Below are 24,201 nucleotides of genomic sequence, written 5' to 3' on the forward strand. Positions count from 1 at the left end.
AGGCTTCGACATGTCGGATAATGAGCAAGTATATGCAAGCAACGGAAACAAAGAAGGAGAGGTATCTTTGGCGGAAACGAACAGCAAGATGACGCGCCGGAAGTTACTCGCCTCCTTAGGCATAGCAGGCGCTGCCATCGCGCTTTCCGTACCGGCCGCTTTGGGAAAACCGTCTTCCCATCCCTCTGTTACGGAAGCGGTTTATGGGGAGCCGGGCTGGGAGCCCGCTTGCCTGGAAAGCATGGCGGACCTGTTATCGATCCTGAGTCCTGAGGAAGGCGCTTGTGTCTATGTTAAGTCTTATTACGCCGGAAATCGTGCAGGCGGCGGTATGTTTGCGTGGGAAGCGGCCAGCACGGCGGCAGACAACGGCGTTACTGTTTTTTCGCCGACCGGGATCTCTACAGGAAGATGGGTGCGGGCGGAGGATGAAGTCATTACGCCTTACCACGCGGGAGCGGTAGACAACACGGATGCAAGCGATGCGCTTGACCGCTTTGCGGATTTTGTGATGACGGATAATGGCAAGATGCAAATTCGGGTTGTCGGCAACTTTATGATCAGCAGACCGCTGGATTTTGACTGTACGGGACAAGCATCTATTCATTGGGATCTTAAATTAAAAGCCCTGAATGCTATGCGTTACATGCTGGCTTTGCGAGGTTCAAAGTTTGCCAGTTCGGGAGCGGTCGAAGTTATCGGGACGGGCACGATTGGTACGTTTGGCACCATGACGGTGGAGTATGGCGTTGTATTGAACGGCGTACAGAGTTCAAAGCTGCCGAAAATAAAAACAAGTCTGATTAAGTATTTCGGCATTGTAATGGATGAAAACGGCTTAATTGGCATTCCGGTTCAATCGCCCGCTTATCACAACAACACTTGTGCCGAGATTGAAAGCATTTTTGCGAGGGATTGCGGCTGTAGTCAAATTGCGCCGTGGTCGAATAACAATACGACTTATACGTACTCCAATCCTGTTCATACCGGTACGTCCGGAACGGCGAATCAACGAACAACCATCGCGGTTTCCGGGCTTCCGTATGATAGCAATCTCATAACCAATCCTGTTTTTGCTGTCATTAATGGGATCACCTACAAAGTTGAAGCAACTGATTTTACAAACAAAACGGTCGCACTATTCCCGTGGATGGAAACCGCGGAACCAACAAGCGGAGCCGTTAAATTTATTTTCGGCGGTGCTTTGTACAGTGTAGGACCAAATGCCGGACCAACCAAAATCGGTTTGATTGACGCCATTCGATGCGGTGCGGGTGTGCTTGATGCCGCCTTATACGGGGTAAATGCGACTTCCATCACTACGCAATTTTGTGGCATTGGTTCTGTTGTCGGATATGCGGGCTTATCCGTGTCCCCGCAAACGAGCGCCTACATCGGATTTTATACAGAAGCGGTTTATCGCAACATCGTATTTATAGGGTCGGGCTCGTGCCAAATATTGAACCGGTACGGTTCGTTGAATGGGGAGCCGTTCATCAATTGTGAGCGAATAGCGCCAAACAATCGAACCGGCGATTATGGCGCCTTTGCGGATACACTCGGCTGGAAGCGCTTTTACATGCCGAACTCCCTCGATAATATGCTGGATGGGGCGTACTATAAGGGGAAAAGCAGAAACCAGGATTTGGCAGGCGCCTCAATATCGCTTTCACCGACAGGTGTCGTACCCAGGCTATATAAAAAAAATGCGTGGACGGTCAACCTTCTTAATGCCGAGACTGCAAATAAATACAAGGGTATGGATGATGCCATGATCGGTTTTTTGGGAACCGGCACGAATGGCGCGCCAACCGGGGCGTTTACGTTTAACCCGCCTTCCGGCTGGAAAGTAAATGGGACATCCAGCGTTTCCTTCAGCGGCTTTGGCGGGCCGGCCGTGTTTTTGTGTTACTGGGAGATCACGGCTAAAAACATTATGGTCAGTCTGCTTTCGCAAAAAGCCGCCGCCCAAAACGACAGTACGGCAGGAGACCTTGCAGCATTAAAAAACGACTTCAATGCCCTTCTGTTAAAATTAAGAAATGCAGGATTAATGGCATAAATTAAGATTAAATTCAACAAAACCTGCCCTTTAACAAGGTAATGAAGGCGATTCCTCCGCAATTGGAAGGAGTCGTCTTTTTTGCGGTCCGAAAAGACTATGTACAGCAGCTTAAATATATATACAAATGAACCAGAAATCAAAAGCCTATCATCTACCGGAAAACGCCGTCTGTCAGCATAATAAGGCTATACGGAACAGAGAATGCCGAAGCCTAGGCGGCTGCGCGGCGACTGGTTGAATGAGGAGGCTGGACAGCATGGAAACACTGGAAGCGAAGGAGAGGGGAATGGCCGCCCGGCACAGCAAAAAAAGTGAATGGCTGTCTTATTTGAAACTGAATTATGACATGTATTTGCTTCTCCTGCCGGGGCTCGTATTCATATTGATTTTCAATTACTTGCCGCTATACGGCATTACGCTGGCATTCAAGGATTTCGATATGTTTGCAGGCAGCAACCCGTTTATGTCGATCGTAAAAAGCCCATGGGTGGGGCTGGAGCACTTCGAAAACGTATTTGGCCGCGCCGATTTCCGCCAAGTGCTGGGCAATACGCTGCTTATCAGCGTGTACAAGCTTATCTTTTTATTTCCGCTGCCGGTGCTGCTCGCCATCATGCTCAATGAGCTGCGCATCGCGATGTACAAGAAGCTGCTGCAAACGATCCTGTACCTGCCGCACTTCCTGTCATGGGCGGTTGTCAGCGGCATCTTCGTGACGCTGCTGGGCTCCACGGGGGTCGTCAATCAGCTGTTGACGGCAGTCGCCGGCACAACGGTCAACTTCTTGATGGACACCTCGGTATTCCGCTCCGTGCTGGTCGTGACCGACGGGTGGAAGGAGATCGGCTGGAGCTCGATCATTTATTTGGCCGCCATTACGGGCATCGATCAGGAGCAGTATGAGGCGGCTACCGTAGACGGAGCGACCAAGCTGCAGAAAATTTGGTATATTACAATTCCAGGCATCGCCCCTACCATCCTGCTGCTGCTTATATTAAAGATCGGCCATATTCTCGACGCGGGCTTCGAGCAGATTTTCATTATGTATAACCCGGTCGTGTACGAGGTTGCGGATATTATAGGAACCTACGTATATCGCATGGGTCTCGGTCAGATGAACTTCAGCCTCGGCACGGCGGTCGGCTTGTTCAATTCGGTGGTGGCCTTTATTTTGATCGTTTCGGCCAACGCGATGGCGCGCAAGTTCATGAACAAGGGGATCTGGTAAGCGGCTGCGGATCGCGATGAAAGGAGAAGGCAAACATGGTGCGTACAAGCATAAGCGAAAAAATATTCGACATCGTCAACATCCTTTTATTAACGCTGCTCGGGCTGGCTACGCTGCTTCCATTTCTGCATGTGGTAGCCAAGTCGCTGAGCAGCCAGGTGGCGGTAAGTTTGGGAGAGGTGCTCTTCCTGCCGAAAGGCTTGCAGTTCGACACCTTTCAATACGTGCTGAATCAGGGTCAATTTCAGAGTTCCTTTCGCGTTTCGGTGTTCGTTACGGTCGTCGGCACGGCGATCGGCCTGCTGCTGACGGTGATGGCGGCGTATCCGCTGTCCAAGCCGCGTCTCGCGGGGCGCAAGCTGTTTTTGATGGGCTACATCTTCATCATGCTGTTCAGCGGGGGGATGATCCCGAACTACCTGCTGTTCAAATCGCTCGGCCTCGTCAACACGATCTGGGCGCTGATTATCCCGGGGCTTGTTTCGGTATTCAATATGCTTCTGGTCAAAACATTCCTCGAGCAGCTGCCCGAAAGCATCGAGGAATCCGCCCGGATAGACGGAGCGGGCAACATCATGGTGCTGTTCCGGATCGTACTGCCGATGGCGATGCCGGTGCTTGCCGCCGTCGGTCTGTTCTACGCCGTTCATTATTGGAACGGGTATTTCGCAGCGGTGCTGTATATCACGAAGCCGGAGCTTAAGCCGCTGCAGCAGTTTCTGTATGAGCTGATCAGCCAGTCCACGATGGACGCCGGGGGCGATTTCGATATCGAGCGAGCGATGAATAACGATCCGGAGTCGATTCGGGCGGCAACTATTATTTTGTCGACGCTGCCGATCCTGTGCTTGTATCCCTTCCTGCAGAAGTATTTCGTTAAGGGCATCACGATCGGATCGGTGAAGGGATAACGCCTACCATGGGAGCCAGTAAGCATCCGGAGCATTCTCCATACAAATGTACCAGAAATCAGAAGGCTGTAGACTGGCGCTCCAGAGTGGTCCTTTGCCATAATGATATCCGTAAGCCAGCATCTGATTGAGTACCGCAAACTACGAAAAAGAGGTGCCGACATGAGAATGAGAAAAGCGTGGGTCAATTCAATAACGGCGGGAGTGCTTGCGGGGACAATGCTAGTCGGCTGCTCCTCGCAGCAGCCTGCGGGGCAGACAGGAGGAACGGCGGCCCCTGCTCCAGCTCCGGCCGATGAGAAAAAGCCGGTGCTGAAGGTTTTGATGTCGTATCAGACCTTTGACCCGAACAAGGACCCGGCGGTCCAGCGGATTAAAGAAAAAACAGGCTACGAGGTCGAATATCATCTGCTCCCGAAAGATAACGCCGATCAAAAGCTGATGCTGGAGATGGCCTCCGGCGGCGACTATGACATCGTCCGCCTATCCATCCAGCAATATTCCCAGCTGGCCGGGAACGGTTCCCTGCTCGCTCTAGACGAGCTGCTGGCAAAGGACGGCGGCCATATCCAAAAGGCGATTTCCGATATGGGCTGGAAATCGGTCACCACGAACGGTAAAAAATACGGCATTCCGTTCGAAGGCGGCGGCGATATCGACAATCCTTACGGTCTGATGCAAGGCGGCATCGGCGTTCGCAGCGATGTGCTTAGCGAGCTTGGGTTGCAGGTGCCGAAAACACTCGACAGCTTCTACGACTTCCTGAAGAAAATCAAGGAAGCGAAAAACATCGCCCCTCTGACGGGACGCGCGGAGGACGGCTTCAACTTCGTCATTGGCAGCGCTTTCGGCATCGGTACCGCGAACTGGTATGAGCGAAACGGGCAACTGGTTCCCCGGGTCAAATTGCCGGAATACAAGGAATATATAGAATTTATCAATAAATTGTACAAGGAAGGGCTGATCGACAAGGATTTCCCGGTCAACAAGTCGGAGAACGCCAAGCAGAAGTTTACGTCGGGCAAGGCGGCTTCGATCATACCATCCTACTTCTACGACATTCCGGATCTGCTGCCTGCTCTTCGGCAAAGCAACGCCAAGGCGGAGATGGAATTTATCACGCCGCTGGCGGGTAAAAACGGCATGCCTTTCATCACGCAAAGGAAGGAAGCGCAGCTGTACGAGGCTATTCCGAAGACGGCTAAAAATCCGCAGCACGCAATGAAATTTATGAACCTGCGCGCGGAGCCGGAAATATTCGTAAGCACCTATCTCGGAGACAAAGGCGTACACTACGAGATCAAAGACGGCAAATACTTCCCGATTCTTCCGGCCTTCGATGAGCTGAAAAACTCGAAGCAATTTACCGGCGCGGTGAGCGCGGGGACAGAATTCCAGATGTGGCAGGCAAGAGCGCGCAAAACGGTCGAGATGGCCGCTTCTTACGAGAAAATGAACAGTGTGATTAAGAAGGAATGGTTCCATCCGGACTACACAAACTATTCGACAAGCTTGCCAGAGGTTCAGAAGTACCGGCTGGCGCTGGATAAGATGGAGAAGGATTTCCTCGTGAAGGTATTAGTTGAAGAGAAAGACTTGAACAAGCTGTACAGCGATTTTGTCAGCGAATGGGAGAAACAGGGCGGCGCCGGTTTGACGAAGGCGATTAACGAATGGTACGCGGAAAACAAAAGTGCGATGAAGTTCTGATCGCGCAGGGCAGATCGGGAATGGGACGGATGAACTCCGCTCCCGTTCCCGTTCCTATTTGACACAGGCAAACCAGGAAGAGGCCTCAGGCTGCCGGCAGCCCCTGGGCTGTTTATCCCGTTGTGATTTGGTACAATAGAATCCGGGCGGGAACCAACCAGAGAATTGAAGGTGAGACGCATGTACCGTTTGATCATTGTCGATGATGAAGTGTCTACAAGAACCGGCTTGCGGGATTATTTCGAATGGTCTGCGTACGGCATCGAGGTAGCGGGAGAAGCGGGGAACGGGGAGGCGGGCCTTGCCCTGGCGCGAAGCGTGAAGCCTCATATCGTGCTGACGGATGTCAAAATGCCGGGCATGAACGGCATAGAGCTGGCCAAGCGGCTGCGCGAAGAGGACCCGGGCGTGAAGATCGTCTTCATCAGCGGATATGACGACGTCGAATATTTGAAATCGGCGCTCAAGATGGACGCCATCGATTACATCCTGAAGCCGATCAACCGGAAGGAGCTCGCCTCCGTGTTTGACAAAATCGTCAAGCTCACGGATTCCGAGCGGGAGCAGCATGACCTGTTCAATCACCTGAACGCCAAGCTGCAGCAGAGCTTTCCGCTGCTGCGGGAAAAGTTTTTGCACCGCCTCCTGCACGAGACTCAGTGGCATCCGGGCGAATTGGAGCGGCAGATCGAATTTCTCGAGCTGAGCCTGCCCTCCGAGTCGGATTATTGCGCCATTGCTATCAGCGTCGACGATGAGGAGGTTGCGTTCGAGCGGCTGAGTCAGCGGGAAATTGAGCTGACGGGCTTTTCCATCCAGAACATTTGCGAGGAAATCGTCGCCAAATATATGCAGGGTTACATCGTGGAGCAGCGGAAGGGCGTGTTCGCCGGTATTTTATGCATCCGTACCGAAGCGGAGACGGAGGCACTGTACGAGATGCTTACCGAGCTGAAGGAACAGCTGGACGATTTTTTGAAACGCTTGATGGATATCAGCCTTTCGATCGGGGTCGGGAGTCCGGTCCGGAGGCTGACGGAGCTGCATCACTCGTACCGACAGGCCAACGATGCGCTGCATCAGAAGCTGTTTTTAGGCAAAAACCGGCTGATTCTGATCGACCAGCTCTACACCCGGGAGCAGTCCGACTTCCGAACCATCCGCTCGCGGATCGACAAGCTGGCCTCCATGCTGAAGTCTGCCGATGAAGACGGCATGATGACGCAGCTTGCCGAGCTGTTCGACGACATCGTGCGGAACCGGAATATGAACGTCAAGTCATGCCGGATGACCGGTCAAAATCTGCTGCTCGTCGCCTCGCAGTTTCTGATGGAGATCGACGCCTGGAGCGAAGAGCTGGAGCGGGCCGAGGAGCAGGCCAGGGATAGTATGTTCAGACTGGAAACCATATCCGAGATGCAGACTGCCGTACAGACGTACTACCGGCTTGCCTGCCGAGCCATTCATGATAAAAAAAGCAAGAAATCGCGGAATGTCATCGAGCGGATCAAGTCGGTGATGGAAAGCCGCTACCACGAGAATTTGACCATCTCCGGTATCGCCGAAGAGGTGTATTTGACGACGACTTACGTATGCCTGATTTTCAAGCAGGAAACGGGCTACACGCTCAACGATTATTTGACCAAGGTGAGGATGGACAAAGCCATCGAGATGCTGAAGGACCCCGCCAGCAAGCTCTACGATATCTGCTATGCGATCGGCTATTCGGAGCCGAGCTACTTCAGCAAGCAGTTCAAGAAATATACCGGTCTCAGCCCGAGCGAATACCGCAATATGCATGGCGGTCCTTCGGACGCGGAGGGTCAGACGCATGGCAAAGGAGACTAACGGCCGGACCGGCCTCAGCAGTCAGCTTAAGCCGTTCATTTATATGCTGGCCGTCAATAAAAAGGTATGGATTGCGTATGTCGCGATTATTTTGCTGCCGGCTCTGCTGTTCATCAAGCTGTATCTGGACCGCTCCTCCAACCTGCTGAAACAGGAGGTGACCCATTCGATCCTGCAGGCTATCCGCCAGGTGGAATCGAATATTTCCTACCGGCTGTCCAAGGTCAAGGAAGCCTCCGACAGCCTGATCATGAACCCGGACCTGCATCAGATGGTCGGCCGTCCCGCCGAGGAGGATACGCTGCAGGTGCAGATTGAAGACCAGAGGCACCTGTACAAGCTGATCGTCGGCGAGGAGAACGGCAGCGAGGTCCGCAAGGTGCGGCTGTTTGTGGCCGGCCGGAAAATATATGCGTCCGATCACGTCAATTTTTACGATCTGGACACGGTCAAGGGCGAGGACTGGTTCGCCAGCGTGGCCGCCAAAAACGGGGCCGTTTATTGGCTCGATACCGTGTACTACAAATATTCGAACGCTGAAGAGGGACAGCATATCCTATCGCTGGCCCGCACGGTGAAGGAGCCGAGGGACTATGCCAAGGTCGCCGGTCTGCTGGTGGTCGATATGCCGGAGCGGATCATCTCCTCGGTGCTTCAGACCGTCCAGTTCCCCAAGATGGATCTGGCAGTCATCGATGCGAGCGGCAAAGTGCTGTCTCATCTGGACGCATCGCGGATCGGCACCTGGATCGAGCCGGAGGTGTGGGAGCTGGCCCGTCAAGAGGCGGAAGGCATCGCAGTGGACGAGAAGCGGCAGGAGTTCGTGATCTACAAAACGATTCCTTCCACCGGCTGGAAGGTCGTCTCGCGCATCTCCGAGGAACAGATCCTGGCCAGCAACGATAAGTATAACCGGGCGTCGACGCTTGTTATCGCCATCTCCTTGCTCGTGCTGTTTATATTTGCGGTGATCGCGATTGTGGCCGTCATCACGGAAGCGACGATCAAGCGCATCCGGCAAATCGGCGCGATGATCAAGAAGGAAGGCATCGACACGCTGGACGACGGCATGCAGCATGATCAGCTCACGATTCTGGGTCTGGAGAAAAGCGTCGGCGTCTTGATTCATATGATTAAAAATTTGGCCAACGAAACCTACAGCGCCAAAGCGAAGGAACGGGACGCCCAGCTCAGGGCGCTGCAGGCGCAGATTAACCCGCATTTTCTGTACAACACGCTCGATACGATCAACTGGATGGCGATCCGCCGGGATGCGGATGAGATCAGCTCCATCGTCAACTCGCTGGCGCAATATTTCAGGCTCAGTCTGAACAAGGGCCGGGATATGGTCACGATTCATGACGAGCTGAACTTGGCCGCGGCGTATCTGGACATTCAACGCAACCGGTTCGCGGACGTCTTCGATTACAGGTTCGAGATGGAGGAGTCGCTGTACGAGCTGCCGATTCCGAAGCTCAGCCTGCAGCCTCTGATCGAAAATGCGCTGCTTCACGGGCTGCAGCAGACGCCCATGGAAAGGCAGGGACTGCTCATCGTGGAGGGCGGCTTAACGGACTACGGCTACCGGATCGCCGTGGTCGATAACGGCGTCGGGATGGAGGAAGGCAAGCTGGCCGCCCTATTGAGAGAGGACGACGGGGACGAAAGATTAAGCTACGGCCTGTATAACGTGAATCAGCGGATCAAGCTGTTTGCGGGAGCGAGCTCCGGCGTATTTATTCGTTCCAAGGCGGGCGAGGGCACGGTGGCGGAGATCCGGGTGACGTTGGAAAATATACAAGCATTGCAAAAGTAAGGGCCGTGGAGATCGCGGCCCTTATTTTCTGTTGGCCAAATAACTATACGATTGTAACAGAAACCGAAAGAATGAACATTCGAATATGTGGCTGAAGCCTCTACAATGAGGGAGCAGGGCTTGATGAATAGTGGAGGTAACGGAATGGAGAGCAGGAGCTACGAATACGATGTCATCGTTTATGGCGGTAATGCGGCGGGTATTATGGCCGGCGTTCAGGCGGTTCGGATGGGTCTGCGGACCATCGTGCTTGAGCCGGGCGTGCGACTTGGCGGACTGACGACCGGCGGCTTGGGAGCTACCGATGCCGGTGATCCGGCTGCTATCGGGGGCTTGTCGCAGGAGTTTTACGAACGATTGGCCCGGGCTTATGGCCGGCCGGGGCTCGTCTGGAGATTTGAGCCGAAGGCAGCGCTTAACGTCCTGGAGGATATCATGGCCGAGTACGGCTTGACGGCCGTCACCAAGGCCCGGCTGCTTGAACACGGGGGAGTTGACAAGCAGGACAACCGGATTCGTTCGATTACGCTGGAGTCCGGCGAGGTGTATAGCGGGAAGGTATTTATCGACGCTACGTATGAGGGCGATCTGATGGCGAGGGCTGGCGTCGCCTACATCGTAGGCCGGGAGGGCAATGAGGTTTACGGCGAGGCGAACAACGGCATCCGCCGTCTGGCCAAGCTGGAGCCACGCATCGATCCTTACCGAGTGCCGGGAGACCCTCAGAGCGGGCTGCTTGCGCGAGTTAACCCGAATCCCGGCGGCAAGCCCGGGGACGGCGACGGGAAGACGCAAGCCTATAACTACCGGATGTGCTTGACCGATGATCCCGACAACCGCCTGCCGATCGAGAAGCCGGCCGATTATCGCGAGGAAGATTATGAGATATTGTTCCGTCTGCTGGAACAAGGCTATACCGGTCCATTTTTCAAATTGACCATGATGCCGAACCGGAAGACCGATTCCAACAATACCGGCATGTTCTCCACGGACTATATCGGCATGAGTCACGCCTTCGCTGAAGCAGGCTATGCCCAGCGGGAGGAACTGATGAAGCGGCATGAAACTTACCAGAAAGGTCTGGTCTGGACGCTGCAGCATCACCCGCGCGTGCCGGAAGCGATTCGCAGCCAGTACGCCCCATGGGGGCTTCCGAGGGACGAATTCGCCGAAAGCGGACACTGGCCTTCTCAGCTGTACGTTCGCGAATCGCGCCGCATGCTCGGCGAGCGGGTCGTGACCGAGCATACCGTGAACGGTTCGGAATTCGTCGGCGATCCGGTCGGCCTCGGCTCTTATGCGATGGATTCCCATTATACGCAATATTGCCTGGACGAAGAAGGCGACGTGTGCGTGGAGGGCGGGTTCTTCGTTTCCGTCCAGGCGCCCTTTGCGATCAGCTACAAGGCGATTGTGCCGAAACGTTCCGAATGCGGCAACCTGCTCGTGCCGATCTGCCTGTCTTCCACCCATGCGGCATACGGCTCGATTCGGATGGAGCCGGTCTTCATGGTGCTGGGACAATCCGCAGGCGCGGCTGCGGCGCTGGCCGCGGCTTCCGGAGGCGCGGTGCAGGACGTGGATTATACGGAGCTGCGCTCCATACTGGACCGGGACGGGCAAATTTTGGACCTGGGCGAAGGCTACGTGACGCCCCCCGGCACGACCGGCAATCCGTTGTAAGGCAGGAGAGCAGATTGTGAAACGCAGCAGTGAGCAGAATCAGAGGAGCAAAGCTGGGAGGACAAAGACGATGGCAAGCCAAGAATTTGATGTTGTAGTCGTAGGAGGGGGCATCGCCGGAGCCATTGCGGCGATCGCTTCGGCAAGATGCGGAGCCAGGACGCTGCTGATCGAGCAATACGGCTTTCTCGGCGGGATGCTGACCGCCGCGGGCGTGGGCCCGATGATGACCTTTCATTCGGGCGCTACGCAAGTGGTGCAAGGCATTCCCGGCGAGCTGATCGACAGGCTGAAGAAGCGGGGCAAATCGCCCGGACATATTGAGGATACGACGGGCTATACGTATACGGTCACGCCGTTTGACGCCGAAGGCATGAAATACGAGCTGGATCTGATGTTTACGGAAGCCGGCGGCCAATTGCTGTATCATACGATGCTCGCGGAGGCGAATGTCGCGGACGGGAAGCTCCGGTCGATCAAGGTGGTCAACAAGGCGGGGATGACCGAAATTGCCGGTAAAGTGTTTGTCGACGCCTCCGGCGACGCGGATCTGTCGGCGTGGGCCGGTGTGGAATTCAATAAAGGCAGGGAGACGGACGGCGCTACCCAGCCGATGACGATGAATCTCAAGATGCGGGGTGTCGATATCGACCGGGTGAAGGCCTATATCCGGACGCACCCGGAGGAGTTTCCGAGACTCCCGACGGAGGAGGACCGGGAGCGTGTGCTGAGGGCGGAGCGGCTGTCGATCGGCGGCTTCGTCAGCGCGATGAAGGAAGCGATGGACAGCGGCGAGCTGTCGGGCGTGCGCGACGATCTGCTGTTTTTCGAGACGAATAACCCCGGCGAGGTGATCGTCAACACTTCGCGAATTCTGGGCTATGACAGCACGGACCCGTGGAGCCTGAGCCAAGCCGAGGTCGTTGGCCGCAGGCATGTGCAAGAGCTGGAAGCCTTTCTGAAGCGCAAGATCGTCGGATTCGAACAGGCGATCGTCGTATCGTCCGGACCGTCGGTCGGCGTACGCAGCTCCAGGCAAATTAAAGGCTTGTACACCCTTACGCTGGACGATCTGCTCGAATGCCGCACCTTCGACGATGTGATCGCGCATGGCGGTTATCCGATCGATATTCATCCGCCGAAGGGCGAGCAGGAGGAGCACTTCAAGCAAAGAAACAAGGAGATCAAGCATCTGAAAGGGGGAGAAACGTACAGCATCCCTTATCGGTGCCTGATTAACGATAAAGTCCGCAACCTGGTAACGGTGGGCAGATGCATCTCTACCACCTTCGAGGCGCAGGGAGGCATTCGCGTGACACCGATCGCCGGTGCTATCGGACACGGGGGCGGCGTCGCGGCGGCGCTCGCGGCGCTTGGCGATAAGCCGACCGACGAGATTTCCATTCCGGAGCTTCACTCCGTGCTTAAGAAGCAGGGCGCTTATCTTGACATTTAATCGATCGACGGGAAGAGGAGAGCATGCATCCATGAAACCACATTTTCGTTATTCGCCGGAGCCGGCTCTAGTGCCGGTCGAGGGCTGCGATTGGGCAAGCAAGATGGTATTGAACCCGGCCATTGTCCAGGACCCGGAATCGAAAACGCTGCACATGTTGTTCCGAGCGACAGGACCGTGGCCGGCGAAGCAGAAGGAGGGCAAGCTGCCTCCGTATCCGATCTTCCTCGGATATGCGACAAGCGAGGATGGCGGGAAGAGCTGGGAGGCGGATTTCTCTCGCCCGGCTTTGGCGCCGGCATTGAATTTCAAGGATGAAGAGATTTGGATTGTCGACGACCAAGGCAGGCGTGTGAGGGATTATTCGAACGGCTGCATCGAAGACCCGCGGATTTTTCCCATCGAAGGGGAGCTTTACGTATCCGTTGCCTGCCGGATGTTCCCGCCCGGCCCTTATTGGATGGCGGATCAGGCCCCGCCCGTCAACACTCGCTATGATTATGTGCCGGACTGGGTGGAGAAAGGTGAAGGCCCTTTCTACGACGTGTGCCGCTCCAATAATACGGTCACGGTGCTGTACAAGCTGGATCTGGCCAAGCTGAAGCAGCGCCGGTATGAAGAGGCGTTTGCCTATGTGTGCCCGATTACCGCAGGCGATGTTAGCGATAACCGGGATGTGTTCCTCTTTCCAGAGAAAATGAGGATCGACGGCAAGCTGCAATACGTGACGCTTCATCGCCCGCTGAATCCGAAGCCGTTCCCGGGAGGCGATGAGCTCGGCCCGTCGATCTATCTGGCTGCGGCGGAGACGCTGGAGGGACTGGCCGGACCGGAGGCAAAGCACCGGCTGCTGGCTTCCGGGATCTTCGATTGGGAAGAGAACCGGGTAGGGGCAAGCTGGGCGCCGCTGCAAATATCCGCGAACGAATGGCTGGTCTCTTACCATGGAAAAAAGGATATTTATTTCGGCTACACGCAATCCTTCATGATTGTCCGGGAGCGGGAGAATGACTTCCCCGTGGTGACGCACCGCTGCCCGGACCGGCTGATGTACGCCCAGCAGGAATGGGAGCTGCCTACCGATTACCCGACGCCGTGCTTGTTCACGACCGGGGGGATCGTCGTTGGCGGCGACCTGATCATGTCGTATGGCGCCGCTGACCAGAAGGTAGGCATCGCCTGGGTCAACTTTGCGGATCTGATCGCGCATGTCCGGACATTCGACCAGCACGGAAACAAGGAGAGGATTGGATGAGCAGATGGGAGGGACGAAGCTGGGTTACGCTCGGCGACAGCATCAGCGCGGCAGGCGTCTACCAGCCGATCGTGGCCAAAGCGCTTGGCTTCGGTCATGTTGACAACCTGGGCAAGAGCGGCTGCACGATGACGGCGGGCGGGGAGCGGAATGAGGGTGCCACGGTCCATGTCGGCCGCAGGCTGGAGCGCAGCTATGATTGCGTGACGATTTTCGCAGGCACCAACGATTACCGGCTGAATAGGCCGCTCGGCTCCTTGGAGGATGACAGCTTATACACCTTCTGCGGCGCTTATATCGTCTTGATCGAAGCGCTGCTGACCGCTAATCCCGCATGCCGGCTCAACTTATGGACGCCGCTTCAGCGGGACAAGGACGGCTATGACAGCAAGCGGCCCAACGAGCTTGGGCATCGGCTGACCGACTATGCGCAAGCAATCCGGGAGATTGGCCGGACCTACGCGCTGCCTGTGCTCGATTTGCATGAGGAGAGCGGCTTCAACAAGCTGACGCTGGATCATTTGACGACGGATCGCCTGCATCCGAACGAGGCGGGCCATGCCCGGATTGCGCAGATGGCCATTGCGTTTTTGAACAAATTGTAAGCGGAATGGGGCCTTCTGAGGGAGGCTCCGTTTTGCTGCAATCCAAGGCGAACTAGGAACCCGGAGGTTGACATGAAAAAGGTGCTTTTACTGGGCGATTCGATCCGCATGGGATATGACGAGTATGTGAAGGAGCTGCTGAAGGATACATGTGAGGTCTATTATGACGAGACGGACAACGGCCGTTTTGCGGCCTACACGCTCTGGCAGGCGAATCAGCTGTTCAGAAAGCACGGCCGATTCGATGTGGTTCACTGGAATAACGGCTATTGGGATATGAACATAGAAGCGCCTATGGCCGAAGCGATACATCCGATTGAGGAGTATATTCATTTTCTCAAACGAATTATGGGAGAGATTCGCCGGAATGGGGCGGAAATCATATTCGCCACGACCACTCCGGTTCTCCACAGAGGAGCCTCGCCGGATCACACGGGAACCGGAGTAAACATCAAATATAATAATGAGTGGGTCATAGCGTATAATGAGGCGGCGAAAAAATTAGCGGCTGAAGAGCAAGTAACGGTCAATGACCTTTATACGCTTATGCTTCAGGACAAAAACTATTACAAATGCGAAGACAAGCTTCACCTGACGACAGAAGGGTATAAGCTATGCGCAGAGCAGGCGGCAAGGCTGATCCTGGAAAAGATAGGCTCGAAGGCCAGGCGGCAGGCAGACGGATAGATCTGCTGAACCTTATCCTGTCGGGCGGCGAGGCGGCGTAGGGATCAGCGGATTGGAAAAAGCGAAGCGACAGGCTCTCCGGCCTCGTTGTTTCGCTTATTTGTTTCGTATTTACGGATTCCGCGCTTCCGGCGAATTTTAATGAATACGACCCTTGTTTCGTTGGAGGGGTTATTTTCCCATGCAGATTATACGTCATGACAGCTTCTGCCAATGAAAGTCTGATGGTATAATAGCGCCATGCGACATGATACGGAGGAAGCTATGACAGTCAAAGCAGCGTTGATCCAATATATACGTGCATCCAGGAAAGTAACGGTGGAGCTGGAGCAGCTGGAGAGGGTATTCGCCGGACAAGCTGTCGATTACGAGGCGTTCGCGGATGGCGTGCTTCAATTGGAGCGCGATGGCGTGCTGGAGCCGGTGAAGGCTCACGGGCGGAATGGAAAGCTGCCCGCTCTGGGGTATCAGTACCGGATTCGACGCCAGTCTATCCGGGAGGAGTACGTGAGGCGACTGCATAGGTACGGGATAACGCTGCATCCTCTCATTCGGGTCGACCGCTATTACGGGATGAGCGAGGAGGATTGGGAGAGGGACTGGCCCTATATCGGCCAAATAGACAGTTTTCTGAAGCGGTCCGATCTTCCGGAACGGGAGGCTCCCGCGCCTGAGCGCAGCTTCGAGCTGACCGGCGACGAGAAGTGGATCACGGAGAAGGGCGGCCAGTCGCTGCTGGAGCGGCTGGGTTTATGGGCGAAGCTGCGTATCCTGCCGGTTAGCGATCCGCTGATGCTGGCGGTGAATCCGGCTGCGTTCCGGATGCATGCGGAGGCTGGAGCAGGCCGCATGCAAAAGCCGGGAGAACATTCGCCGGATAGCGAATGGCTTGACGGCCCGGAAGCGCTGCTTCCGTCCGGGCGCACCGGCCACGGCGGCGAGCAGCCAGGCGGCTTCCCGCGCCAGCCGGCCGGAAACGGCGGGCAGCTCCGCTTGCACCGGCATCTGATCGTCGAGAACAAGACGACGTTTCAGGGGCTGATCGGCGTGCTGCCGGAGACGGCATTTACGACCTTGATCTATGGCTGCGGCCGCAAAATTGTCGGCAATCTGGGGATGCTGACGCTTCAGGTTCCGATGGCGGACGGGGAGTCTGTCCTGTATTATTTCGGAGATATCGATACGGAGGGCATCCGCATCTGGCATGAGCTGCGGCAGCGGCATCGGGTCCGGCTTGCCGTTCCCTTCTATACGGCTTGCCTGGAGAAGGAGCCTGTCGCCGGCAAGGAAAACCAGCGGCGCAAGGATGAAGCGACGGCCGCGTTCTGCAGCGAGCTGCCCGAGGGGCTGGGCCGATTGGCGGCGGAGCGGTTAAGCGAGGGCTATTACTGGCCGCAGGAGATACTGTCAAGCGCGGAGCTTGTGACAATCTGGAGGACTGAGCCATGGAGCGTTCGGTGAATACATGGGATATAACAGAGCTGCTGTCGGGGTTCCAGGAGCGGATGGCGAAGATTGCGTTGTTCGATCCCTTATTCGAGCTCGCCCGGCAGCGCCGGAACGACCGTGGAGGCAAGCCTGTGGCGATGATGGAGCTGGGACTGCTAACGCTGCTGTTTTTCTTCGAGAAAAAGCTGCTGCGCAGCCGGCGGACGAGTGTGAAGGATCTGGTCGAATTTCTGACGGCTGTGCTGTCCAAAGCTTACGACCTGGACGGGGGAGAGGTGGAGGACATCGCGCGCAAGGTGATCCAGGTTTTTCGTCCGGCGAGCGGCCGGAAGCGGGAATTCGGCTTTACCGATCCGGTCAGCGGCGAGCAGGAGGTGGTGTACACTTCCATTCTGCGTACCGATTCGTATGATGCTGCAACCAATACGCAATATTATGCGCTGGATGAGGACGGGCTGGAGCTTGTATTTGCGACCAAGGAATTTTATCTGGAGTTCCAGCTGTCGATCCATCAGCTGCTGCTTCGCAAACAGCTGGAGAAGGGAGAGTTCCAGGGAGCCCTTCGTCAGATCGATGAGATGCACGTCGATGTCGAGACGCTGCAGGAGCGCATTCATACGCTGGAGCATGAGATCAAGCGCAGCATCGTGTCCGAGGAGACGCTGACCCGGTACCGCTCGCTGCTGGAGGATATTTATTTGCGGCTGAAGCGCGAGAATGAGGAGTTCGGCGAGCTGCGCGGCTTCGTCAAGGAAACGAAGGACCGGCTGTACGCGGAGCGCGAGCTGCAGAAGCAGCGCCCGTACGAGCTGATCGTCCGGATAGCGGTAGAGCTGGAGCGGGTGCATAACGAGCATACCATGCTGCTGCAGCGTAGCATGGAGCTGGAATCGCAGGCGCTGCGGGCGGCGAAGGAGTCGCTGTATTACACGGGGATGACCTCGTTCAACTTTGAACAGGACATCGCTTCGTTCATCTTCAGCACTCCGCTGCCGCTGGAGGCGATGCAGGGCATCACGGCGCCTTTCCTGAAAGTGGAGCAGCACAAGAGCTGGTCGCTGCTGACAGTGTTCGCCAAGCATCAGCTGGCCGGGGAGGATGAAGGAAAAACGGCCGACGAGAGCATTTTAGAAATTGACGGAGGGCAGGAGGAAGCTCCTTTCTTCGTGAACCGGAGGAAGTTGTTCCACACCGTGACGGAGCTGCTGCTGGACTATATGGCTGCCGGCGGACAGCAGGAGGCGCGTCTCGGGAGCTTTATCGCTTATCTCCGGGAGACGGAGCATGCCGGACTGCTTGCGAACCGGAATTTCTATGATTACTGGCTGGTGCTGCATCAGCGCAGTCCGATCCGGGCGATGGACAAGGATTCGCTGCCCGATGAAGGGCAGGGAGGTCTGTATGAGGCAGTCACGGACCTGCTGAAGGGACAGACGCTGACGCTTCAGGAGATTGAGGGCGATATACAGGCGCATGAGCGGTATTCGATTCAGGACATGACGGTGCGGCTGGGAGGCGACAAGGATGCAGGTTGAAGAGGCTGAGGTAATGAAGGCGTTCCGGATCTACGCGCTGCTGTCCAGAGAGGGGAGCGCAGGCAAGGAAGCTATGCAGGAATATGAAGCGGACGACCGGGTGCGGGGGCTGGTCGATCAGTTCGCGGCCGAGGTGGAATGCGTGACGCTGTCAGCCGGAGACCGGCTGTACATGATCCCGCTCGCTCGGCTGTCGCCTTTCCATATGAGCAACGATGCGTTGAAGAAGACGTATTTGCGCGGCGGGGCGGTGAATGCGGATCTGTATCTGATGTATGCGGCGGTTATCGTGCTGATCGGCGCATTTTATGACAGCTACCAGACGATAGAGCCGACCCGCAACTTTCTGGACATGGAGGAATGGCTGGAGCTGGTGCGGGTGCGGATGGATGCGCTCAGGGAGCATTCCGCCGAGGAGCTGAGGGAGCTTAGTCAGGAGTATTCCTACCACTGGGCGGCTGTTGTGGAGAAATGGGATGCGCTGGATGACGTGAAGGAGACAGCCAAGCGCCAGAGCGGGCAAACGCTGAGCCGGCTAAGCTTCCTCGATACGGTGAAGCGATTCCTGATCGATCAGGAGCTGGCCGCTCAGGTCGGGCCGCAGGAGCTGGAGCTTACGGAGAAGGCGAAGATCATCGTGCAGCGGTATTTTATGGAGCTGGAATACAACCGGGGCATTCTGGATTTTCTATACCGGATGAACAAGGAGAAATCTCAGCAGCAGGAGGAGGCGGGAGCGGATGCCGGCCATAGCTAAGATCCGATTCACCAATATTGTTTATGAGCAAGGGGCGAAGCGGTATACGGATGCGATCTTCCGCTTCGACGGCCATAACGGGGCGATCGTGCTGGAGAACGGCGGAGGCAAGACGGTTTTTATCCAGACGGCGATTCAGGCGGTGCTGCCTCATGCGGATGTCGCCGGACGGAAGATGCGGGACACGCTTTCGCTGGAAAATGGTCCGGCCCATATCGCGATCGAATGGCTGCTCGCCGAGAAGCCGCGGCGCCGGTATGCGGCGACCTGCGTAAGTTTGTTCATGAGCGCAACGGGACTCGATTCCCTCCGTTATGTGGTCGAGTACGGCGAGCGCGACGATTACGGCATCGGGGACCTGCCTTTTACCAAAGATCACGGCGGCAAGCGCCGGTTGACGGAGAAAGGAGAGATTCAGGAATATTACCAGACGATGCAGCAGCGGAATCCGTTAACGGCGCGGACCTTTGATACCATTAAAGGCTTTCACGAATATATCGAGAAGCAGCTGCACATTATCCCGTCGGAGTGGGAGGCGATCGTGAAGATCAACTCCAATGAAGGCGGCATCGAGGCGTTTTTTGATGACTGCAAGACGACTTCGCAGCTCGTCGACCGGCTGCTCGTCCCTACGATTGAAGACTCGATGGAGGGCTACAGGCAGGGAACGTTTGTCGATCTGTTCCAGACGCAGCGGGAAGGCTTCAAGCAGTATAAGGAATTGAAGGAGAAGCTGGAGGAAAACCGCCGGATTTTGGCCGAGCTGCATAAGTTCGTGCAGGGCTTTGAGAAGCTGCATCTGCGTCAGACGGAGTATACGGAGCTGCGGCAGGAAGCGAAGGCCTATTTGCAGCTGGCTGTCAGGCAGGAAGGGGAACAGCTGGCCGAGCAGGAGCGCCTGAGAGAGCGGACGGCCGCCTGGCAGGAGAAGCAGACGCAGTGGAGGCAAAAGGAGGCTTCGCTGCGCATTGCGGCCGAACGCCAGAAAGAGGGCGCGCTGGATTCGGCGCTGCAGGAGATCGAAGGCGAGCGGGAGCAGCTGGAAGATCAGCTGTCTCAAGCGAAGCGGCTGTATTACTCGCTCAGGTATGCGGAGCATCGGGAGCATCAGCGCGAGGCGGAAGCCGCGCTCTCCTATGTCAGGGAGCAGTTCGGCCGGCTGGAGGAATCGCAGGACGAGCGGGAGCTGCAGCTGCGCTGGGAGCGCAATGGAAGCGGGCTGCGCGCGTGGTATGCGGCCGAGGAGCGCAGGCAGCGGGAGTTGACGGCGCTGCTGGAGCAGGAGGCGCAGGAGCTGGAGCAGCGGAAGAGGGACGCGGCGACGGACAAGGCGGAGGCTGACCGGGGGCGGGAGCAGCTGGCGGTGCGCGAGGCGGGACTGGAGGCGGAGCGCAAAGGGCTTCAGTCCCAGCGCGATGATATCGCCCGGCGTATTTTGAGTAATAGGCAGTCTCAGTCCGTGGAGGAGCAGATGCCGCTTTGGATCAGCGAGCAGCAGCTGCTGGAGGAGGAATACTTGCAGCATCAGCGGGTGCTGACCGAAGGCGAGCGCAGGCGAAGCGAGCTGCAGCAGCAGATCAGGGAAGCGAAGGCGGAGCAGCTCCGCGTCGTCGATGAGCTGACTCGGCTGCAGGAGCGGCAGAAGCAATGCGAGCGGGAGCATCAGGCGGTGAAGCAGGAGCTGGCGCTGCTTCGGCCGGCCTGGGAGCGGCTCGGGCCGGTGCAGGAGAAGCAAAGCTCGCTGCTGGCTCAGCTTGCCGACGACATCGAGCGCAGGCAGCGGCAGAAGCTGCAGCTGCTGCACAAGGAGCGGCTGGCGTTCCGGCACGTGGACGATTATGCCGAGCTGCCGGTGTTTTTCGCGGACTCGGCGGTATCGCGCCTCGTGCAGCAGTGGAGCCGTCAATTTTCGCTGCTGGAGATCGGGGTTCATTATGCCGATCAGGCCGTGTGGGAACAGGCAGAGTCAGAGGAGAGCGGGCTATGGCCGGTGACGCTTGTGACGACTGTGCAGGAGAAGGCGCAGCTGCAGCGGAAGCTGGCAGAGGCAGCCGATCAGCTGAGCTATCCGATCCGCGTCTTGTCTACGCAGGAGGTCAGGGAGCTGGAGCTTCGAGGACAAGCTTCCATGGCTGCGGGAGCTGAGCCGCCGGAAACGGCGGTTGGAGCGCAAGCTTTGGCGGAGACGGAGAGCGGGCGTGCTCAGGAGGAGCGGCCGGTGAAGCTGCCGGATAATGGCGAAGGGGCCGGATGGCAGCCGGATAGCCGGGGCGAAAGCTGGATCGAGCCCTCGTTGTGGCGCTCCTTGCAGCAGCCGGAACGGTTCGCAGAATGGAAGCGGTCCGTCGGCGATAAGGCCAGGGAAGCGGAGCAGGCGCGCAAGCAGAAGGAACAGGAGCTGGAGCAGTGGCAGGATGCCCGCAAGCGGCTCCAGACCTTTCTGGCCGAGTATCCGCTGGAGGGCATGCAGGAGCTGGAGCGACAGCTGGCTGAGCTGCGCGACCGCCAGCTGCGGCTGGAAGGACGGATGGACCGGGATGGCCACGAGCTGGAGGCGCTGGAGCGGAAGAAGGACGAGCTGCAGCAGGCTATTCAGCTGAACCGGCAGAGGCAGCAGCAGCTAGAAGCCCAGGTGGAGCAGGGGCTGCGCCATAAGCGGCTAGGCGAGCAGCTCGCAGCGGCGGAGCAGGAGCTGCTGGACGTGCAGCAGAGCATGCAGCGCGCCGTAAGGCTGGTAGAGAGCCGTCAGCGCAGGCTGGATGCATGGACGCAGGAGCACGAGCGCAAGCAGGGCGAGCTGCGCAGCGCGCAGGACAAGCTGCAGCGGCTGCTTGAGGACGAGCTGTACGGCCAGGTGAAGGAATACGAGCCGCTGGATACGGACTATCCGCTCAGCCGGTTGAAGGAAGAGCGGAGAGATTTGGAGCTGCAGCGCCTTCGGATTATGAAGGACCGGGCGGAGCTGGAGGAGCAGCAGCAGCGGCAGGAGGCCCGGAGCGCAGCAGCCATGCGCGAGATGAGCAGGCTGCTGGCCGAGTATCCCGGCTTGTCCCCGGACCTGGAGCTACCCTCCCGGCTGGAGGCACGCTTGCATGAAGCGCTCGGCGAATGCCAAAATCTGGAGCGGCAAGTCGCTCGCATCCGCGGGCAGCAGGAGCGGAAGCAGGGCGAGCTGATCGAGCAGCGGGCCGCGATCAAGCTGCTGCTGGAGCAGTATGAGGCGCAATTCCCCGGGGAGAAGCCTCGTCCGTTTCTGACGGCGCTCAGCCGGGTGCAGGAGGAGCTTGCTGCAGAGCGCAAGCTGCTGGAGAGCGAACGCCGCGAGCTGGACAAGCTGCAGCAAGCGGCCGAGCAGCGTTTGGCGGACATCACGAAAGTGCTTCAGCTCTGGAATCGTTACGAGCGGACCCACGTGCTGGATGATCCGCTGCTGGAACCGGCGGATTTGACGCTCGGGGAGGAGACGGAGCTTGGCTACCGTCTGCTGGACCGGAGCCGGGCGGCGATCGACGGTCTGGAGCAGAAGGCCACCGTTATCCAGGAGGAGAGCAAGCGGGTGGCTGCAAACCGCAACCGGTTCAAGGAATTTTGCGCCAGACAGGTGCGCGACGTGAAGCTGCGGGAGATGGCCGAGCGCGGCGTCGATCTGAAGGAAAGCTTCACCGAGCTTCAGGAGTTCCACGCCATGATGGAGACGAGTATCCTGAAGGCCAATCACATCGCTGAGCTGCGGATGCAAACGGAGGATCAGAAGCTGGAGCAGTATATCTCGCATATCCAGACGCATCTTCGGCAAATCGCCGGCGAGCTGCGCGATTTGCCGAAGAAAACGCGGGTGCGTACGGAGACGGGCAACAAGGAAATCTATGTGTTCCAGGTGCCGGAGTGGGAGGAGCAGGACGGCAAGGAGCGAATCAGGACGCATCTGGAGTGGATGATCGGACAGTTGGACAGCCCCCGCTACCGCAACGAGCAGGGCGAGGAACAGGCTGCGGCCGTCCGGAAGGATCTCGAGAAATGGCTGGACGCCAAACAACTGCTGCACAAGGTGCTGCAGCAGGCGGCGATCCGCATCAGCTGCCGCAAGGTGACCAACGACCAGCAGGTGACGGGGGCGACCTACTCCTGGGAAGAATCCAATCGCTGGTCGGGCGGGGAGAAATGGAGCAAGAATATGACGCTGTTCCTCGGTCTGCTTAACTATGTGGCAGAGAAGCGGCAGCATATCCAGAGCCAGATGAAGCGGCATCGGACCGTCATTTTGGACAATCCGTTCGGGAAAGCATCCAGCGATCATGTGCTCAGCCCTGTTTTCTACATCGCCGAGCAGTTGGGCTTCCAGATCCTTGCGCTGACAGCTCATGCAGAAGGGAAATTTTTGCAGGATTACTTCCCCGTTGTGTACAGCTGCCGCCTGCGGGCAGCGGCCGGAGGCTCGGGCAAGCAGATCGTCGATCCGCAGCAAAACATCCAGCAGGCTTACTTCCAGGATCATGCCCCGGAGTCGATGGAGCGGATCGGCGAGGTGCGGCAGATGGAGCTGTTTTGAGCCGAATGGCTGCTGGTCGGCTGCCATGCGTTGCAGCACGGTGTCCAGCTCCCCTACCTGAGACCCGTAGAATTTCAGCTCCTTCCCCATGGCTTTCGCAGTGAAACAGCGAAACAGCAGGAACGTGAGGCAGTGAAATAGCAAGGCAATAAAACAGCAAGGCAATGAAACAGCGAAACGCAGGAGGGGCTTGGGAGCTTCCTGCGTTTCGCTTTTTTTGTCCGCGTGCCCCGAGGCACGCATCTTCTAGCCGGTGAAAGCCCGGTCGCGGGAGGGAGTAGGGAGTTTTCGACTTTCTCGGATGCACCACCGGAAAACGAAGGCGGAAACGTCGCAGGGGAAGGTGTATGACACGACACAGCAATGGCTGACACGGAATGCGGAGGAACGCACCCGGGATGTCGTGAAAGAGCGGCTTGCGCCGCCGGCCATGCTACACAAAACGCTTAGCGACCATGTGGCGTTGCTCAGCCCCAAGATACAAGGGTGGCGCAAACTCCTACAACACGGCCTACAGCCAGCGAAAGCTCGCCAAGCTGGACTGGTATATCCTCCGGCGGCTGGCTCGGTGGTACGCCAAGAAACGCTAACGCAAACGGTGGCTGATTTTCGTCAGCCCTTTACTCTAGACTTAGCGATAGGGAGGG

Annotated in this window: 15 protein-coding genes; all 15 read left to right on the forward strand. The window is 57.1% G+C overall.

Annotation, left to right across the window (positions count from 1 at the left end; translation table 11 throughout):
• The first annotated feature begins 10 nt into the window (after nucleotides 1-10).
• The 15 genes from BLR08_RS25010 (at nucleotide 11) to BLR08_RS25080 (ending at nucleotide 23,554) form a co-directional block, all read left to right on the forward strand.
• Nucleotides 11-2,062: a hypothetical protein gene (locus BLR08_RS25010; RefSeq protein ID WP_072336512.1), complete on the forward strand. Its 2,052-nt coding sequence runs from the start codon at nucleotides 11-13 to the stop codon at nucleotides 2,060-2,062.
• Between the two features lie 259 nt (nucleotides 2,063-2,321).
• A complete protein-coding gene (locus tag BLR08_RS25015) occupies nucleotides 2,322-3,293 on the forward strand; it encodes an ABC transporter permease (protein WP_072336514.1) in 972 nt (323 codons plus the stop codon).
• A 35-nt stretch (nucleotides 3,294-3,328) separates the two neighbouring features.
• A complete protein-coding gene (locus tag BLR08_RS25020) occupies nucleotides 3,329-4,204 on the forward strand; it encodes a carbohydrate ABC transporter permease (protein WP_072336517.1) in 876 nt (291 codons plus the stop codon).
• A 162-nt stretch (nucleotides 4,205-4,366) separates the two neighbouring features.
• The gene (locus BLR08_RS25025; RefSeq protein ID WP_072336520.1) at nucleotides 4,367-5,914 is read left to right on the forward strand and encodes an extracellular solute-binding protein; all 1,548 of its coding nucleotides are present in this window, start codon (nucleotides 4,367-4,369) and stop codon (nucleotides 5,912-5,914) included.
• A 180-nt stretch (nucleotides 5,915-6,094) separates the two neighbouring features.
• Entirely contained in the window at nucleotides 6,095-7,762 is a 1,668-nt protein-coding gene (locus BLR08_RS25030; protein WP_072336523.1) for a response regulator, read from the forward strand.
• On the forward strand, nucleotides 7,746-9,578 hold the full coding sequence (locus tag BLR08_RS25035) for a cache domain-containing sensor histidine kinase (protein ID WP_072336526.1): 1,833 nt from the start codon (nucleotides 7,746-7,748) through the stop codon (nucleotides 9,576-9,578). The genes BLR08_RS25030 and BLR08_RS25035 overlap by 17 nt, the downstream gene beginning before the upstream one ends.
• 123 nt (nucleotides 9,579-9,701) lie before the next feature.
• On the forward strand, nucleotides 9,702-11,261 hold the full coding sequence (locus tag BLR08_RS25040) for an FAD-dependent oxidoreductase (protein WP_256328367.1): 1,560 nt from the start codon (nucleotides 9,702-9,704) through the stop codon (nucleotides 11,259-11,261).
• Between the two features lie 70 nt (nucleotides 11,262-11,331).
• Nucleotides 11,332-12,717 carry an FAD-dependent oxidoreductase gene (locus tag BLR08_RS25045; protein WP_072336533.1) on the forward strand — a complete coding sequence of 462 codons (1,386 nt, stop codon included), beginning with the start codon at nucleotides 11,332-11,334 and terminating at the stop codon, nucleotides 12,715-12,717.
• Nucleotides 12,718-12,748: 31 nt separating this feature from the next.
• Nucleotides 12,749-13,972 carry a glycoside hydrolase family 130 protein gene (locus BLR08_RS25050; RefSeq protein ID WP_072336540.1) on the forward strand — a complete coding sequence of 408 codons (1,224 nt, stop codon included), beginning with the start codon at nucleotides 12,749-12,751 and terminating at the stop codon, nucleotides 13,970-13,972.
• A complete protein-coding gene (locus BLR08_RS25055; protein ID WP_072336544.1) occupies nucleotides 13,969-14,577 on the forward strand; it encodes an SGNH/GDSL hydrolase family protein in 609 nt (202 codons plus the stop codon). The genes BLR08_RS25050 and BLR08_RS25055 overlap by 4 nt, the downstream gene beginning before the upstream one ends.
• A 72-nt stretch (nucleotides 14,578-14,649) precedes the next feature.
• Nucleotides 14,650-15,264, forward strand: a complete 615-nt coding sequence (locus tag BLR08_RS25060; protein ID WP_072336547.1) for an SGNH/GDSL hydrolase family protein — start codon at nucleotides 14,650-14,652, stop codon at nucleotides 15,262-15,264.
• Nucleotides 15,265-15,528: 264 nt separating this feature from the next.
• A complete protein-coding gene (locus tag BLR08_RS25065) occupies nucleotides 15,529-16,725 on the forward strand; it encodes a Wadjet anti-phage system protein JetD domain-containing protein (RefSeq protein WP_072336550.1) in 1,197 nt (398 codons plus the stop codon).
• Complete coding sequence (locus BLR08_RS25070; RefSeq protein WP_072336553.1) at nucleotides 16,710-18,248, forward strand: replicative DNA helicase; 1,539 nt, start codon at nucleotides 16,710-16,712, stop codon at nucleotides 18,246-18,248. The genes BLR08_RS25065 and BLR08_RS25070 overlap by 16 nt, the downstream gene beginning before the upstream one ends.
• Complete coding sequence (locus tag BLR08_RS25075) at nucleotides 18,238-19,005, forward strand: DUF6063 family protein (RefSeq protein WP_072336556.1); 768 nt, start codon at nucleotides 18,238-18,240, stop codon at nucleotides 19,003-19,005. Before BLR08_RS25070 ends, BLR08_RS25075 begins: the two co-directional genes overlap by 11 nt.
• A complete protein-coding gene (locus BLR08_RS25080; RefSeq protein WP_072336559.1) occupies nucleotides 18,989-23,554 on the forward strand; it encodes a coiled-coil domain-containing protein in 4,566 nt (1,521 codons plus the stop codon). Before BLR08_RS25075 ends, BLR08_RS25080 begins: the two co-directional genes overlap by 17 nt.
• The last annotated feature ends 647 nt before the right edge of the window (nucleotides 23,555-24,201 follow it).

Source organism: Paenibacillus sp. cl123 (assembly GCF_900101595.1).
GTDB lineage: Bacteria > Bacillota > Bacilli > Paenibacillales > NBRC-103111 > Paenibacillus_G.

Coding starts and splice junctions, on each gene's coding strand:
- BLR08_RS25010 (WP_072336512.1), top strand. CDS start 11: ATGTCGGATAATGAGCAAGTATATGCAAGCAACGGAAACAAAGAAGGA.
- BLR08_RS25015 (WP_072336514.1), top strand. CDS start 2,322: ATGGAAACACTGGAAGCGAAGGAGAGGGGAATGGCCGCCCGGCACAGC.
- BLR08_RS25020 (WP_072336517.1), top strand. CDS start 3,329: ATGGTGCGTACAAGCATAAGCGAAAAAATATTCGACATCGTCAACATC.
- BLR08_RS25025 (WP_072336520.1), top strand. CDS start 4,367: ATGAGAATGAGAAAAGCGTGGGTCAATTCAATAACGGCGGGAGTGCTT.
- BLR08_RS25030 (WP_072336523.1), top strand. CDS start 6,095: ATGTACCGTTTGATCATTGTCGATGATGAAGTGTCTACAAGAACCGGC.
- BLR08_RS25035 (WP_072336526.1), top strand. CDS start 7,746: ATGGCAAAGGAGACTAACGGCCGGACCGGCCTCAGCAGTCAGCTTAAG.
- BLR08_RS25040 (WP_256328367.1), top strand. CDS start 9,702: ATGAATAGTGGAGGTAACGGAATGGAGAGCAGGAGCTACGAATACGAT.
- BLR08_RS25045 (WP_072336533.1), top strand. CDS start 11,332: ATGGCAAGCCAAGAATTTGATGTTGTAGTCGTAGGAGGGGGCATCGCC.
- BLR08_RS25050 (WP_072336540.1), top strand. CDS start 12,749: ATGAAACCACATTTTCGTTATTCGCCGGAGCCGGCTCTAGTGCCGGTC.
- BLR08_RS25055 (WP_072336544.1), top strand. CDS start 13,969: ATGAGCAGATGGGAGGGACGAAGCTGGGTTACGCTCGGCGACAGCATC.
- BLR08_RS25060 (WP_072336547.1), top strand. CDS start 14,650: ATGAAAAAGGTGCTTTTACTGGGCGATTCGATCCGCATGGGATATGAC.
- BLR08_RS25065 (WP_072336550.1), top strand. CDS start 15,529: ATGACAGTCAAAGCAGCGTTGATCCAATATATACGTGCATCCAGGAAA.
- BLR08_RS25070 (WP_072336553.1), top strand. CDS start 16,710: ATGGAGCGTTCGGTGAATACATGGGATATAACAGAGCTGCTGTCGGGG.
- BLR08_RS25075 (WP_072336556.1), top strand. CDS start 18,238: ATGCAGGTTGAAGAGGCTGAGGTAATGAAGGCGTTCCGGATCTACGCG.
- BLR08_RS25080 (WP_072336559.1), top strand. CDS start 18,989: ATGCCGGCCATAGCTAAGATCCGATTCACCAATATTGTTTATGAGCAA.